Source organism: Snodgrassella sp. W8158 (assembly GCF_016100435.1).
Lineage (GTDB): Bacteria > Pseudomonadota > Gammaproteobacteria > Burkholderiales > Neisseriaceae > Snodgrassella > Snodgrassella alvi.
Genome location: NZ_JACFSM010000001.1, coordinates 262602 through 276878, shown reverse-complemented (window position 1 = coordinate 276878; position 14277 = coordinate 262602). Strand labels below are relative to the sequence as shown.

The 14277-nt window shown below is 43.7% G+C and carries 12 protein-coding genes; 3 read left to right on the top strand and 9 right to left on the bottom strand.

What is annotated here, in order from left to right:
- Positions 1-139 precede the first annotated feature (139 nt).
- The 3 genes from H3V11_RS01100 (at position 140) to H3V11_RS01090 (ending at position 2458) form a co-directional block, all read left to right on the top strand.
- Complete coding sequence (locus H3V11_RS01100) at positions 140-607, top strand: YcxB family protein (protein ID WP_198223421.1); 468 nt, start codon at positions 140-142, stop codon at positions 605-607.
- 743 nt (positions 608-1350) lie between these two features.
- Positions 1351-2052, top strand: a complete 702-nt coding sequence (locus H3V11_RS01095; RefSeq protein WP_078475158.1) for a phosphoadenosine phosphosulfate reductase — start codon at positions 1351-1353, stop codon at positions 2050-2052.
- On the top strand, positions 2039-2458 hold the full coding sequence (locus H3V11_RS01090) for a hypothetical protein (RefSeq protein WP_198223420.1): 420 nt from the start codon (positions 2039-2041) through the stop codon (positions 2456-2458). Before H3V11_RS01095 ends, H3V11_RS01090 begins: the two co-directional genes overlap by 14 nt.
- An 83-nt stretch (positions 2459-2541) precedes the next feature.
- Here the strand turns inward: H3V11_RS01090 and hrpA are convergent, their stop codons facing one another.
- The 9 genes from hrpA to H3V11_RS11785 all read right to left on the bottom strand — a co-directional run bounded on the left by hrpA (position 2542) and on the right by H3V11_RS11785 (position 14250).
- On the bottom strand, positions 2542-6564 hold the full coding sequence (gene hrpA / locus H3V11_RS01085) for an ATP-dependent RNA helicase HrpA (protein ID WP_198223419.1): 4023 nt from the start codon (positions 6562-6564) through the stop codon (positions 2542-2544).
- A gap of 282 nt (positions 6565-6846) precedes the next feature.
- A complete protein-coding gene (locus tag H3V11_RS01080) occupies positions 6847-7086 on the bottom strand; it encodes a hypothetical protein (protein ID WP_037475112.1) in 240 nt (79 codons plus the stop codon).
- 11 nt (positions 7087-7097) lie between these two features.
- Positions 7098-7856 carry an ABC transporter ATP-binding protein gene (locus H3V11_RS01075; protein WP_084565380.1) on the bottom strand — a complete coding sequence of 253 codons (759 nt, stop codon included), beginning with the start codon at positions 7854-7856 and terminating at the stop codon, positions 7098-7100.
- A gap of 60 nt (positions 7857-7916) precedes the next feature.
- Entirely contained in the window at positions 7917-8873 is a 957-nt protein-coding gene (locus tag H3V11_RS01070; protein ID WP_110414517.1) for an iron chelate uptake ABC transporter family permease subunit, read from the bottom strand.
- A gap of 7 nt (positions 8874-8880) precedes the next feature.
- Positions 8881-9849 carry an ABC transporter permease gene (locus H3V11_RS01065; RefSeq protein ID WP_100116765.1) on the bottom strand — a complete coding sequence of 323 codons (969 nt, stop codon included), beginning with the start codon at positions 9847-9849 and terminating at the stop codon, positions 8881-8883.
- A 92-nt stretch (positions 9850-9941) separates the two neighbouring features.
- Entirely contained in the window at positions 9942-10910 is a 969-nt protein-coding gene (locus tag H3V11_RS01060; protein ID WP_025331122.1) for a siderophore ABC transporter substrate-binding protein, read from the bottom strand.
- 81 nt (positions 10911-10991) lie between these two features.
- Positions 10992-11798, bottom strand: coding sequence for a siderophore-interacting protein (locus tag H3V11_RS01055; protein ID WP_198223418.1), 807 nt, complete (start codon positions 11796-11798; stop codon positions 10992-10994).
- Between the two features lies 1 nt (position 11799).
- Entirely contained in the window at positions 11800-12741 is a 942-nt protein-coding gene (locus H3V11_RS01050; RefSeq protein ID WP_198223417.1) for an alpha/beta hydrolase, read from the bottom strand.
- 315 nt (positions 12742-13056) lie between these two features.
- Entirely contained in the window at positions 13057-14250 is a 1194-nt protein-coding gene (locus H3V11_RS11785) for a TonB-dependent receptor domain-containing protein (RefSeq protein ID WP_232335730.1), read from the bottom strand.
- Positions 14251-14277 lie beyond the last annotated feature (27 nt).

The following is a 14277-nucleotide window of genomic DNA, read 5'->3' as shown; positions in this document are numbered from 1 at the left end:
GATTTATTGTCGATGTTAAGTTAACAAATAAATGTATAATGCAATGGCTAAAATGAAAAAATCAGACGTTAAAAAAAATTTATATACTGGTATGTAAAAACATCAGTAATTATAAATTTATTTTTACCGGATTAATCCTATGATTATTAAAATAAATACTAAAGCCTTTTATGCTTTTATTATGACACTTCCAATATTGATTATAGTAATTGGTATTGATGCTTATAATATTTATATAAATAGAATAACAATTTCTCTGATAATTCTGAATATTATAACTATTTTCTATCCGATATTTAAAATCAAGGATGAATTTGAAAAAATAGGAGGATTTGGCAATTATATTATTGAAATTACTTCTGAGTGCCTGACAAAAGAAAAAAAAGGAAATAAGACATACTTTGAGTGGCAGGATTTTTATTCAGTGATTAAATTTCACAATAGAATTTATTTGTATTTAAAGAGAAAAAACTCTATCAGATCATATAGACGTTTAATATATTTGGATAGAAAAGACTTTAGCAGTAAAGATGAATTTGATGCCTGCTTCGAAAATTGTAATACCTATATAAAAAAGCAAAAGTATAAAAATTTGATTAATTTGTAAAAAAACCACAAATAATTTACTTAAAATTAACAGTTATTTATGAGGAAATTTTTTTATTCTGTTTTTTAATGAATTGAGAAGAATAGAATAGATAGAAAAAGAATAAAATTTTAGTAATGTAAAATAGATTTATGAATTTATATAAAAAAAGAACCCGTCATTAAAAATTTATAAGCCGGAATGTAGGAGAAAAGCTTATAAACAAAATGACCGGGTCAGGGAAATAAATAGCTTAGATATTCAGGTATTAATGATATCAGTCATATTAATCTATGTCTACAAATATTTTCTTATTATTACTGAAATATACAAAATATTTTAAATATGGTTTTGATATTTATATAAATATTTTTAAATCTGGGTTATGAATGATGTTAAATCAAAAATTAATGTAATGTTTAATATTGTAAATTACTGATTTTTAATTTAATTTTTTTATATAAGTTGACTTATCAATATGTGCTAGGAAATAGCTTTTAGTGTCAAGAAGCAGGTTGAAGCCGGAATCGAAAACTTTACCAGATATATCATTAGGTATTTATTTGCATAATAAGCTGAATGCCAGACATAAATTTATTTAAATAAGGTTGGCTATGCTTTTTTATTGCTGTTTTAATGAGTATGCAGCTATTTTTTATATTTTTTAATAGCTTAGGGTAATTGCAGCATATTGAGCATCTAAATTTATTTTGGCTATACTAATTGAGTTATGCAGTGTTGGTTTATAAGGGAATTTTGCGAATATGGCTATTTTATCTGGGGCCAGAACAGTCCGGAAGATGGCCTGTGATCATCGTCAGAGTATTCTGGCATTTAGCACAGGTAAGAATGCTGTTGCTGCGTATCTGGCAATTAGGGATAGTTTTACTGAGATTTATCCCTATTATTTGTATCTGGTGCCCGAGCTGGAATTTGTAGAAGAACAGCTTGATTTATATGAACGCCAGTTTAATTTCAAAATTACCCGTTTGCCGCATCCAGCACTGTATCAGATGCTCAGTGCACATGTTTTTCAGCCACCATCTAATATATCTGTGATTGATAAGGCAAATTTGGTGAATTTTGATTTTGCTGATATCCGCCGGATGATGTGCAGAAAATTTAATTTACCGTCCAATACCCCGGTAGCGAACGGTACCAGAGTGGAACATAGTTCCAAACAGCGCCTGAGTATGCAGAGACACGGATCGATTGTGAAGAGTCAGTGTCAGTATTATCCAGTATGGGACTGGAAAAAAGGGGATTTGCTCCGCTGTTTTAAGCAGCATAACATCAGGCTGGGAAGTGATTACAGGGTGTTTGGCTGCTCATTTGATAGTCTGGATTTACGTTTTTTGTTACCTGTTAAAGAACTCTATCCGAAGGATTACCGAAAAATTCTGGAGTATTTTCCGCTGTGTGATTTAGAAATTTATCGCTGGGAATGTGCTAATGGAAAAAGATAAAATAATGAAAATTAAAGTATCTGCACAATCTGTTTATAACAGGGGAAGGCAGAGAGGTAAATCCGAACCGGTTTCATGTTCAAAGCATGCTGACAGGAATACAGATGCAGATGCATTAGAGCAGATGAGAGGGCTGAAAGAAGAGTTTCAACAGGTTAAAAAAATGCCTGCGCAGCTCAGACAAAGAGTGACTGACAGTGAATATTGGTGTGCTGTCTGTTTTCAGTCCTATGAACAGTTGATGGTTTTTCTCGGTGAATTAACTGTACCGGTTTTTGAAAATAAGTATATTGACGGTCAGTTACTGGCACAGAAAATGAGTATTGATCTGCCCCCGGTCAAAGTGAGATTTCGTTTGCCTGGTTATATAGATAAAGATTTCCAGGAGTTAGCAGATGAAAAGTAATAGAAATCTGTGTCATAACTGCCGGTAAAACGGACGGGATAACAGCTCTGTTTTTCTGAACAGAGCTATTTTATTGAGTACATTTATAAAATAGCCGTGCGTTTATCCCATTCTTTGCTCAGGCGTTTTGCTGAAACCGGATAGGGTGTTTTCTGCTCCTGAGCAAACAGGGAGACGCGCAGTTCTTCCAGCATCCACCGGAATTCGGCAATGGCAGCAGGTACCGGCTGATTTTGTTGCCGGTATTGCTGTACTTTTTTTTGCCAGGTATCAGTAAGTTCCTGAATGTCGTTTTCCCGCGCATTATCACGTGCCGGATTACTGCCGTATTTATCCATACGCCTGAGCATGGCTTGCAGATAAACCGGCAGACGCGGCCACTGCTGCCATGGTGTAGCACTAGCAAAACCCGGATAAACCAGACTGTTCAGATGCTCACGCAGAAGCGGGGTTAACGGGTGTTTACCCAGATGGCTGCTGACTTCAGTATAAGCCTGCGCTGTTTGCAGGGCATATTGATTAACAGCTTCTTTAACTGCTGGTAAACGGCTGCGGGCACGTTTTATCTGTTCTTTAAAAGCTTTTTCATCACGCGGCAGTTCATCTTCACCTATCAGAGCCCGATCCAGAACGGCATGAGTCAGGTCTTCACGCAAAGTATCAGTACCCAGATGTTTAAGCAGCATGGCGATTTGGGTGAAGTCGGGCAGACCTTTATTCAGGTCTTTAACCTGTTCTTTCAGTTGCAGACTCATCAGAGCAAGTACGCCGCTGCGGTGTGCCTGTTCGGCAGCTGCCGCTGTATCAAACAGCCTCAGGGCAATACTACCGTTTTTTTGCAGTTGCAGACCGAGATAGCCGGTAAGCTGTTGCTGAGCACGGGCAAATTTGATGCTTTCCGGTAGTTTACCTATATCCCAGCTGGTAATGTTATCTCGCTCAAACTCATTGCTGTTGTCACGGAAAGTAACCGCAGCCGCCTGTCCGAGCTGTTGTTGCAGGCTGATAAGATCACGACCGCTGGCCAGTTCTGTGCCGCTGTCATCAATCACCTGAATATTGAAATAACAATGTGCCGGCAGTTGCTGGGTTTGCCAGTGTTCGACGTCTATCTGGTTAAGCAGACGCATGTCTCCGGCCTGACGGGCAATGGCCTGTGCCAGCTGAGGCAGTAAAGGCGCATTGATATCAGGATGACTGCTGAGAAATGTAGTGATGAAATCAGGTACCGGCACGCAGATACGGCGAATTTGTTTGGGTAAAGCTTTTATCAGTAACTGCAGCTTTTCTCGAATCATGCCGGGAACCAGCCATTCCAGTCTGGATGCATTGATGCGGTTAAGCAGTGGCAAAGGCACAGCTATAGTGACACCGTCAAACGGATGATGGGGTTCGAAACGGTAGCTGAGTGCACAGCGACCATCTTTAGTATCAAGATATTCCGGAAACTGGCTTTCAGTAACATTACTGGCTGCATGTTGCATCAGGTCGTCACGGCTCAGATACAATAGTTTCGGATTTTCTGCCTCAGCCTGTTTACGCCACATTTCAAAGGTACGGATATCGGCCAGCGGCAGAATACGGCCTTTGTTTTCTACATTTGCCGGCAGACGCTGGTCGTAGAAACTGAACAGTGCTTCTTCATCTACCAGTACATCCTGCCGGCGTGATTTATGTTCCAGTTCGGTGATTTCTTCGATCAGTTGATGGTTATGCCGGAAAAAAGCTGCTTTAAGATCGCATTCCTGCGCTACCAGTGCACTGCGAATAAAGATTTCGCGTGCTTCTTTGGCATTGATGCGCCCATAGGCGACCGGGCGGCGGGGCAAAACAGTGAGGCCGTAAAGAGTAATGCGTTCACTGGCCACCACTTCACCGCGTTTCTGTTCCCAGTGGGGTTCAAAATAATGATAGCGCAGAAGATGAGGTACTTCGCTTTCAATCCATTCCGGTTCAATCTTGCCGACATCACGGGCATAAAGTCGTGAGGTTTCGGTTAGCTCAGCAGCAATAATCCATTTAGGCTTACTTTTAAACAGAGCTGATGCCGGAAAAAGGTGAAAATGAATTCCTCGTGCACCGGTATAGTCGTGGCCTTCGGGGCTTTTCAGTCCGACATTGGCTATTAGTCCGGTTAGCAGGGCACGGTGAATTTGTTCGTAGCTGGCTTCTTTTACCTGTTGCCGTTGCTGACGCTGCTGCCGGCGGACGATTTGCTGCTGTTTGAGTTTTGCGGATAAGTCCTGATCACTGCTGTCAGTTATGGCTGGACGGGGATGATTGTCTGGTAATTGCCGGTAAGCACCGGCCTTATCGGTAAGTTCCATATCTATGGCAATCTGTGCCAGCTGGTGATGCAGCTCGCGCCATTCGCGCATACGCAGATGAGAAAGAAAATATTGATGACACCACTGCACCATCTGACGATTGGATAATCCTTTGTTACGTTCGCGCTGATAGGAGTCCCAGATATTCAGATAGGCGAGAAAATCCGACTGCTTATCGTTAAAACGTTCATGTGCTTTGGCAGCAGCTTCGCGAGCTTCGAGTGGTCGTTCACGCGGATCCTGAATCGACAGCGCAGCCACAATAACCAGCATTTCGGCAACGCACTGCAAGCGTTTCCCCGCCAGCAGCATGCGGCTGATACGCGGGTCTACCGGCAGACGTGCCATTTGTTCGCCAAGTTTGCTTAGCTGATTATGTTCATTTACTGCGCCCAGTTCGAGCAATACCTGATAGCCGTCATTGATATAGCGCTGGTCAGGTGCTTCGAGAAAGGGGAATGCACTAACATCGCCGAGTTTCAGGCTGATCATGCGCAGGATTACAGCCGCCAGATTACTGCGGATAATTTCCGGATCTGTAAAGGCAGGGCGCTGATTAAAATCCTGCTCGCTGTAGAGGCGTATACAGATACCGGCGGCAACGCGACCGCAACGGCCAGCGCGCTGACGTGCCGCAGCCTGACTGATAGGTTCGATATGCAGTTGTTCGACTTTAGCACGGGCTGAATAGCGTTTTACCCGCGCCAGTCCGGTATCGATAACATAACGGATACCGGGTACGGTGAGTGAGGTTTCGGCAACATTGGTAGCCAGTACGATACGCCGCTGACGACCATTGGGATGAAAGATTTTATGCTGTTCGGCTGCTGACAGGCGTGCAAATAGAGGCAGAATCTCATCATTGCGACGCAAAGGTGATTGCTGTAATGCATGTGCTGCTTCGCGAATTTCTCTTTCACCCGGCAGAAAAATCAGAATATCACCTTCACCTTCTCGTGCCAGTTCATCTGCGGCATCGACGATGGCATCATTGATTTCTATTTCAGCTTCGTCTGCATCTGTGGTGTGCAACGGACGGTAACGTACTTCTACCGGATAGGTACGTCCGGATACTTCAATCACCGGTGCTGCTACACCGTTCTGTGTGAAATGTTTACTAAAACGTTCGGCATCAATCGTAGCTGAGGTAATGATGACTTTCAGGTCCGGGCGCCGTGGCAGCAGTTGTTTGAGATAACCAAGCAGAAAATCAATGTTCAGGCTGCGTTCATGCGCTTCATCAATGATGATGGTATCGTAAGCACTGAGAAAGCGATCAGTCTGGCTTTCTGCCAGCAAAATGCCGTCAGTCATCAGCTTGATGTAGCTTTCGGGCGCAGTTTTGTCATTGAAGCGCACTTTATAGCCGACATGCTGTCCGATCCGGCTATGCAGTTCTTCAGCAATTCGTTCGGCTACTGAGCGTGCGGCTAGCCGCCTTGGCTGAGTGTGACCAATCAGTCCGGCTACACCACGGCCTAGCTCAAGACAGATTTTCGGTAACTGGGTGGTTTTACCGGAACCGGTTTCACCACAAACGATAACAACCTGATGCTGACTGATTGCCTGCTTGATTTCTTCGCGTCTTTCATGCACTGGCAAAGTGTTATCGTATTCGGGTACAGGCAGTCCGGCCAGACGTTGCAGATAAGCCTGATGAGAACGCTGGTAACGGCTGTTTACTTTTTCCTCGCCACCGAAACGGGCAGGATTTTTACAGGCTCGATACAGGTAATAGCGGTCTTTACTCAGGATTTGGTTAAGTTCGTATACAGACATGGCACAGAGATTGCCGGAAAATTAGTAGTATGTGTATTATACCAAATCTGCCAAAACTGCTTTTTTACAGGCATTCCATGGCAGATTTATTTCTTAGAATCAGATAAAGATATAGATGAACAACAAGATAATAAGAATACAGATTTTTAATTGTTATGCGGAATAATTATTAAGTCTGAGCCGGAAAGCAGCAGAAAAATTATTTTAATAAACACACTGGTACTAAGTTATGCGGATTAGCATAACTTTCAGTTTGGCTTTTGGCCTTGAATCTATGCTTTTTTAGTGATGCGGGTGTTGCCGGCGCCAGATTTTCGCGCCAATCATAATAAATACGCCAAACAGAAAAGTACACACCAGTCCCATAAAAATGAGCATAATCCGTGCCATTGACATTCGTACGGCTGCATCATCTCCCAAAAACAGCCAGATAAACCATGCAGCCAGTACGACAAACAAAGCAATCATGGCAGTAATCAGCCCCGTCATTTTGCGTGAACCGGGGGTATTATTGTTTTGCATAATAAAGCCTGCTAGAAGTGATGGATAACAAGAGGTTTCCCTTTATGGCTGACAACTTCTGTATCCAGATTAAATATGGTTTGAATATGATCTGCAGTAATAATATCTTCTGGTGTACCTTGCATAACAATCTGCCCGTCTTTAAGAGCAACAATATGGTCAGCATAGGCTGCTGCCATGTTGATGTCGTGAACCACCATAATGGTAGCCAGCCCCTGTTCACTGGTCAGCTGGTGTAATAAACGCATCAGCTCACGTGCATGATACATATCCAGATTGTTAAGCGGTTCATCAAGAATAACATGTTTGGTTTGCTGGCAGAAAGTCATGGCTACTAGTGCGCGCTGGCGCTGTCCGCCGGAAAGTGCACTAAGATAACGCTGTTGCAATGGTTCCAGCTCAAAGCGCTGTAAAGCCTGATCAACAATTTGCTGATCTTCTGCTGTGATGCGTCCCTGATTATGCGGATAGCGGCCAAACAGTAATAAGTCACGTACGGTAATACGGCTCTGTATGTTGTTCTCTTGCGACAATATAGCCAGTTTTCTGGCTATGGCAGTTGATTTGCTGTGGCTGACTTCAAGTTCATCAATATGGATATTGCCTTCCTGTAAAGGTTGCAGGCGGGCAATCAGCGAGAACAATGTAGATTTACCTGCACCATTGGGACCAATCAGCGCAGTAATGCTTTTATCCGGAATATCAAGATTAATATCGCGGAGAATGGGTGTACCGTTGATGTGGTGGTTAACATTTTTTATGGTAATCATAATGCTGTCAGGTTAAATCGGTGCAAAAAATGGTGATGATAAAAAAGTTACTGTTGCAGCTTAGCTTTTGCGTTTTAATACCAGCCACAGAAACACAATGCCGCCGCAAAATTCAATAACCGCACTCAGTACGCCCTGCATACCAAGCAGCTGCTCAAATATCAGCTGGCCGCTGACCAGTACCAGTGCTGCAACCAGAAATGCTGCCGGCAGCCGCAGCTGATGTTTCATATCGGGGGTGCAGGTATTAACCAGTGCACATATCAGTAAACCGAAAAAACTGACCGGACCGACCAGTGCAGTGGAAACCGAAACCAGCAGAGCAATCCATAACAAAATGCTGTGGCTCAGCCGTACATAGTTAATACCCAGTGCAATAGAGGCATTGCGTCCGAGCATTAGAACATCGAGCTGATAGCGCATCCGCCAGATCCAGACTGTACTGAACAGCATGATACTCATGCCGATAATCAGCATGGTGACATTGACGGAGGTAAACTGGGCAAAATAACTGGTTTGAGCAACCGTAAACAGAGTAGGGTCAATCAGGCGTTGCAACAGACTATTGAAACTGCGAAACATGACTCCGAAAATCATACCGGTAAGTATCAGTCGAGCCAAGTCACCGTTACTGTTCCGGGTTAAAGTGCGAAACAGCAGGAGCGAGGCAACCATCATTATGGGTGCTTCGATAACAAATTTGCTCAGCACACTCATACTGGTGAATCCTACTGCACCGAATACAAACAAAGTAATGGTTTGCAGCAACAGATAAAGCGAATCGTAGCCAAGTAATCCCGGTGTAAGAATAGGGTTATGGGTCAATGTCTGGAAAAGTAAAGTGGATACACCAACTGCGTAGGCAACAGTAAGCAGCATCAGCAGCTTTTTACCGCGCAGTTGCAACACAAAATCCCAGCTTCCTTTAACGCCATATGTCATAAACAGAATACTGGCAATAATTAACAGAATACCGAGCACACCGAAAAAACGTGCACCGGAGCGGTGTGACGGCATGGTGGAATTAAACTGCATGTACAGAAGGCTTTCTAAACAGCAAATACAGGAAAATCACAGTTCCGACGATACCGAAAATCAGAGACACCGGTATTTCATAAGGCGGGTCGATAGTGCGGCCGATAATGTCACAGATCAGCAGAGCGTTGGCACCCAGTAGTGCAACTGCGGGCAGATTCTGACGTAAACGGTCACCTGCCAGCCGGGAAATAATATTAGGCACTACCAGCCCGATAAAAGGAATCTGTCCGACTGTGACCACGACAATAGCAGTAATCATGGCCACGGTAATCAGGGAAATCCACATCATTTGTGCATAATTGATACCGAGGCTGGTGCTGATATTCTGTCCCAGTCCGGCAATGGTAAGCCGGTCAGCCAGAAAATAAATAACTAATGTCATCAGACCGGTAATCCACAGCAATTCGTAACGTCCGGCGAGTACTGCAGAAAAATCACCGGCAAACCACACCGCCAGCAATTGCAGGGTATTGGTTTCCACACCGATAAAATTCACCAGTGCTTCAATAATACTGCCATAGATTATGCCGATTAGCGGAATCATCAGTTGCCGGTGTGCAGGCAGACGCCGAAATAAAAATAAAAACAGCGTCATCCCCAGCAAAGCAGCCAGACTGGCGCAGCTCATTTTGGTCAGCTGACTGGCCTGCGGCAACCAGATGGAGACCAGTAATACCCCAAGTGCTGCACTTTGGGTAGCACCAACCATACTCGGTTCCAGAAAACGATTGCGCAATACTATCTGTAACACCATACCCGCTACGGCCAGTGTGGCACCGGTGAGAATAATCGCCAGAGATCGGGGTAAACGGCTATACAAGAGCAAAGAACGGGTATCACTACTGATAAATAGATCACCCCAATGAAAAGAAGCTGCACCAATACTAATGCTGATAATCAGTAAAATAGGTAACAGCAAAAAATTGATTGCATTAATCTGAGAGGAACGAAGCATATGACAGAAAAAAATACAGACAACAGGTTTACGCTAATACTGCATATTTATGCAGCATAGCGAAACCTGATTATCGTGAATAAAACTCCGGCTTAGTGTGACATTGCCGCTTTAATATTGGTCAGATCAGTTTTCATTTGCTGTACACCGCCTGCGGCCAGATAAGATGCGCTGCTCAGATAAATAACGTGACCTTCTTTCCATGCTTTAGACTGACGTACCAGATCATTATTCAGTACAGCCTGAGCGGTTTTACCTTCTTCGCCGATAGCAGCAGTACGGTCAATAACGAATAACCAGTCCGGATTGATTTTTTGCACGTATTCGAAAGAGACAGACTGACCGTGCGGAGAAGCCGGAATGCTGGTATCTGCAGCCGGTACGCCAACCTGAGTATGAATCCAGCCAAAGCGAGAGGAAGAACCAAATGCTGAAAGTTTGCCGGCATTAACCATCAGTATCAGACCAGTGCCTTTTCCTTTGGCTGCCTGCTGGGTTTCATTAAGCAGATTCTGGATATCATCATGCAATTTTTTCGCTTCAGCTTCTTTCTTAAACAGCTTACCGTAGCTATCAAGCATTTTCATGCCATCGCCAATTAAATCCTGTCCGCTGTCAGACATATCGATAGTGGGAGCAAGAGCCGCGAGTTCATCATATTTCGGAGCGGTACGACCGGCGATAATAATAAGCTGTGGTTTCAGCGCATTAAGTGCTTCCATATCCGGTTCAAATAAAGTACCGGTATTGTTTACCGTTTCCAGAGTTTGCTGCAGATACGGTACCAGCACTTTTTTCGGGGCACCGATAACCGGCACCTTCAATGCCTGTAAATCATCCAGTGTAGCCATATCAAATACCACGACTTTAGACGGATTCTCCGGTACGGTTATTTCTCCGCGGGCAGTATTTATTGTCACTGTTGGTCCGTTAACAGCAGTTGCAGCAGCAGACGAAGCATTACTGGCAGTGTGATTCTCATTGGTTTTTTCGCCACAGGCAGAAAGCAGAGACAAAGTTAAAACAGACAAAGCAAGAGGTTTCCAGCAAGATTTAATCATTTTTCAGTATTTCCTATCATTATCGTTTGCATTAATTATACCGCCTGAACAAGGCTAAAGTTAATTTTCTTGAGCAGGTATCTATTTATCAATAAATCTGTGCCGTGCTTCATGATAACTTTCTTCATTTTCTCCCTGACGCCAGTAGGGGACGGCATAATGGCGCTGAGGCGGTAATTGCCACTGTGTACGCAGCAATTCACGTAGTGGCTTAACCAGTGCCGCTTCGCCGGCAACCCAGGCAAAGTCATCATCATTCAACGGGGCAAAACTGCTTATATGCTCTACTACAGCAGGAATCTGGCTCAAATCACCAAAAAAGGTATGCAGATGCATTTTTTCAGGTAACGGGAGTGATGCAGGCAGATCTTCTGCCTGCGGTAATAACAGCACAACGTCACCGCTCGCATCTGCGGCAATATCTGCCAGCAGAGATTCAATTGCCGGCAGAGCTGTAATATCACCGGCAAATAAATAGCGTGACGCTGTTTTCAGCATCGGATTCGGCCCGCCGGGGGAAGAGATTCCAAGAATATCTCCTGTCTGAGCATGCTCGGCAAAAGATGAAGCAGGTCCGATGTCTCCGTGTTTGACAAAATCAATACTTACCGTACACGACTGTGCATCATAATTGCGAATGGTATAGGTACGCACAATCGGTTTATTATCCGGCTCAGTCCAGTTAAAACCATGACCGGAAAACTGGGGTAATTGCGGTGTTATCTGACCATCCGGTGCCAGAAATATTTTGATATGGGCACCATTGTACTGATGCGGATAATCGGTCAGCTCCGGACTATGCAAAACCAGCCGGCGTAAATTCGGGCTCAGATCGATAATATCCTGAACGCGTGTCAGATAAGCCTGATGTGGTGAACGTTTATTCATTTTATTGCCTGATTACTGGATAAAATAATGCCTGCTGCAGGCTTTTGCCAAACAGGCTGCCATGATTTTCCTGCGGATAATGCTCATATCTGATAGTTAAATCACTTTTTTGCTCTAATTCGTTAATGAGTTTGTTAATCAGACCGGCATATTTGGCTGTATGCTCATTGCGTATGCGGATACGTGCTGCCGCCTGAGGATTTTTCGGTAATTTACCGGCTTTGAGTTTGCTGCTTAAAACCCACAGACTGCTGCCAGAAAAAGCCACCTGACGTTTAAGCATGGTTTTAGCTTCCTGCTGTAACAGATCGCCGTGTAACCAGACGGACGGATCGGCAGCAATATAGTGCTGAAAAAGATTAGGCTGAGTAAACAAAGTATGCATAACCATCAGCCCGCCGTATGAATGCCCCCACAGAGTTTGTGCATTGGGATTAATCCGAACCTGTTGATTTACTGTCGGCATAATTTCATTCTGAATTAAATCTAGAAATATATCAGCCCCGCCGTTTATTCTGGTTGAATCAAGTGGATCGGTAGTGTCATTATCCGGCGCAATGGTGTAATCGTAGGCGCGTGCCTGCGCATCAAAGCGTTTATCTGTGGTATAGCCAATTAATACCAGCACCGGAGGCTGAGACTGTGCAGACAGTACCCGAATATTTTCCGGCGTAAGAAAATCCAGTGCAGCATTTCCGTCCAGAATATAGAAAGCAGGAAAACCCCCTGCAGGAACTTTACGGTCGGGAGCTGCTATATAAACCCGGTAATGACGCTGTCCGTCTGTAGAAGTAAACGCAAGCGTATTAAACAGATAGCTGCTGTCTGATTGCTTTAATGCAGCAAAATTAGCTGGTTCATTCAGATTAGGCTGAGCTTTGGCTGTGTTGTGCAAGATTAAGGCCGTAAAAAACAATAAAAGAAAAATAATAATCTGGCGCATATTTAATCTTTCCGTCAGTTGATTGGTGTTACAGAACATATGGAGACAACAGGACGGGTGTGCGGTAAGATTTTGTTGCTGCATGGTAAAATTAATCGAATACCAGTTAAAATATTGCCGGATCAGGTGGTTTGGTTAAAGTACAGTCAGATTGAATAACTTATGTTTGTTTACTTAATAAAGTTGCTCATTATGTGTAAACAATAATCATTACTATTTATGATAGTAACTGAAATTGAGGGATAAGTCACGGTGAAAAATAATTTGCTTGTAAAAAAACAGGCTGCCTGAATGGCAGCCTGTTTGCAGAAAGCATCAGAAAGAAACTTTCATACTGCCCCATACTGCTCTGCCGCGTTCATTGTATGTATATGCAGTGCCGCGCAGTGTAGAGGCGTAGATACGTTTATTGAATATATTTGACATTCCGGCTCTGATATTAATATTTTTATTTACAGCGTAGCCGGCGGAAATACCCCAGATACCATAACTGCCGATTTCTTCTCCGCTCAAACCGGTAGTTCCTTTTCCTCCGTTACCGATACCTGCCTCAACAGGATTTACCGGTACTGTACGCGGTTTCTGGCGGCCATAATAAGTATAGGTAAGTAATGTGTCCCATTTTTCAGCAGGATTCCAGGCCAGAGACGAATTAATCGTATATTTAGGGATGACAGATAAAGGATTGCCGGTTTCCTTATTTTTGGAGTTAAACATATAAGTAAAATTGTTTACCCATTTCCATTTACTTGAAAAAGGCAGGGTTAAATTGCCTTCCAGTCCTTCTACCAGCGCTTTGCGGGTATTGGTCCATTGAAAATAATCATATCCGCCTGAGTGTGAATTTGTATCAGCACTATCTGTGAATATAATCTGCCGGCCGGCTTCAATCTTATTTTTGTAATCATTGCGGAAATAAGCCAGAGAAGCCAGATAACCGTTTTTATTAAATTCAAAACCCAATTCTTTATTAATACTGGTTTCCGGTTTGAGATTACTGTTACCTATCAGATAGCAGCCACGGCCGCTTCCGGAAGAGGTGGCACAACCATTGCCTTTGCTGTACAGCATATAACTGTCTGTACTCTGGTACAGATTCGGAACTTTGTAGGCACGTGCTATTCCGCCTTTAATCAGCCAGTTCGGATGAAGCTGCCATGACAGATTAACTCCGGGGCTGACATTGCCGCCCGTTTTATTATTGTGATCATAGCGCAGCATTGGTACCAGTTTTAAATAGTCGGTCAGGCTGATATTGTCTTCCACATAGCCGGCCCAGCTGCTTAGTGGCGATGTGTGGTTAGCCGGAGCCGGATAAACTGCCCCGGGAAGAGGTATACGGCGCAGACCATCCGGATCATCCAGTTTATCGTGCTGATATTCTGCACCCATAGTCAGCACGTGGGACACACCTAATGTAAACGGAAAGTGTATTTCACCCGTCAGACGTTTTGTTGTCAGTGTACTGTCTTTATAAGTAATATCTTTGCTGCCCAAATCCTGACACAAGCCTTCAGGACCACCTGACAGCGCTTC

Bases quoted from the DNA above. Each gene is read 5' to 3' on its own strand.
- H3V11_RS01075 (WP_084565380.1), bottom strand. From the start codon at position 7,856: ATGATTACCATAAAAAATGTTAACCACCACATCAACGGTACACCCATT.
- H3V11_RS01055 (WP_198223418.1), bottom strand. From the start codon at position 11,798: ATGAATAAACGTTCACCACATCAGGCTTATCTGACACGCGTTCAGGAT.
- H3V11_RS01060 (WP_025331122.1), bottom strand. From the start codon at position 10,910: ATGATTAAATCTTGCTGGAAACCTCTTGCTTTGTCTGTTTTAACTTTG.
- H3V11_RS01065 (WP_100116765.1), bottom strand. From the start codon at position 9,849: ATGCTTCGTTCCTCTCAGATTAATGCAATCAATTTTTTGCTGTTACCT.
- H3V11_RS01050 (WP_198223417.1), bottom strand. From the start codon at position 12,741: ATGCGCCAGATTATTATTTTTCTTTTATTGTTTTTTACGGCCTTAATC.
- H3V11_RS01080 (WP_037475112.1), bottom strand. From the start codon at position 7,086: ATGCAAAACAATAATACCCCCGGTTCACGCAAAATGACGGGGCTGATT.
- H3V11_RS01095 (WP_078475158.1), top strand. From the start codon at position 1,351: ATGGCTATTTTATCTGGGGCCAGAACAGTCCGGAAGATGGCCTGTGAT.
- H3V11_RS01070 (WP_110414517.1), bottom strand. From the start codon at position 8,873: ATGCCGTCACACCGCTCCGGTGCACGTTTTTTCGGTGTGCTCGGTATT.
- H3V11_RS01090 (WP_198223420.1), top strand. From the start codon at position 2,039: ATGGAAAAAGATAAAATAATGAAAATTAAAGTATCTGCACAATCTGTT.
- H3V11_RS01100 (WP_198223421.1), top strand. From the start codon at position 140: ATGATTATTAAAATAAATACTAAAGCCTTTTATGCTTTTATTATGACA.
- hrpA (WP_198223419.1), bottom strand. From the start codon at position 6,564: ATGTCTGTATACGAACTTAACCAAATCCTGAGTAAAGACCGCTATTAC.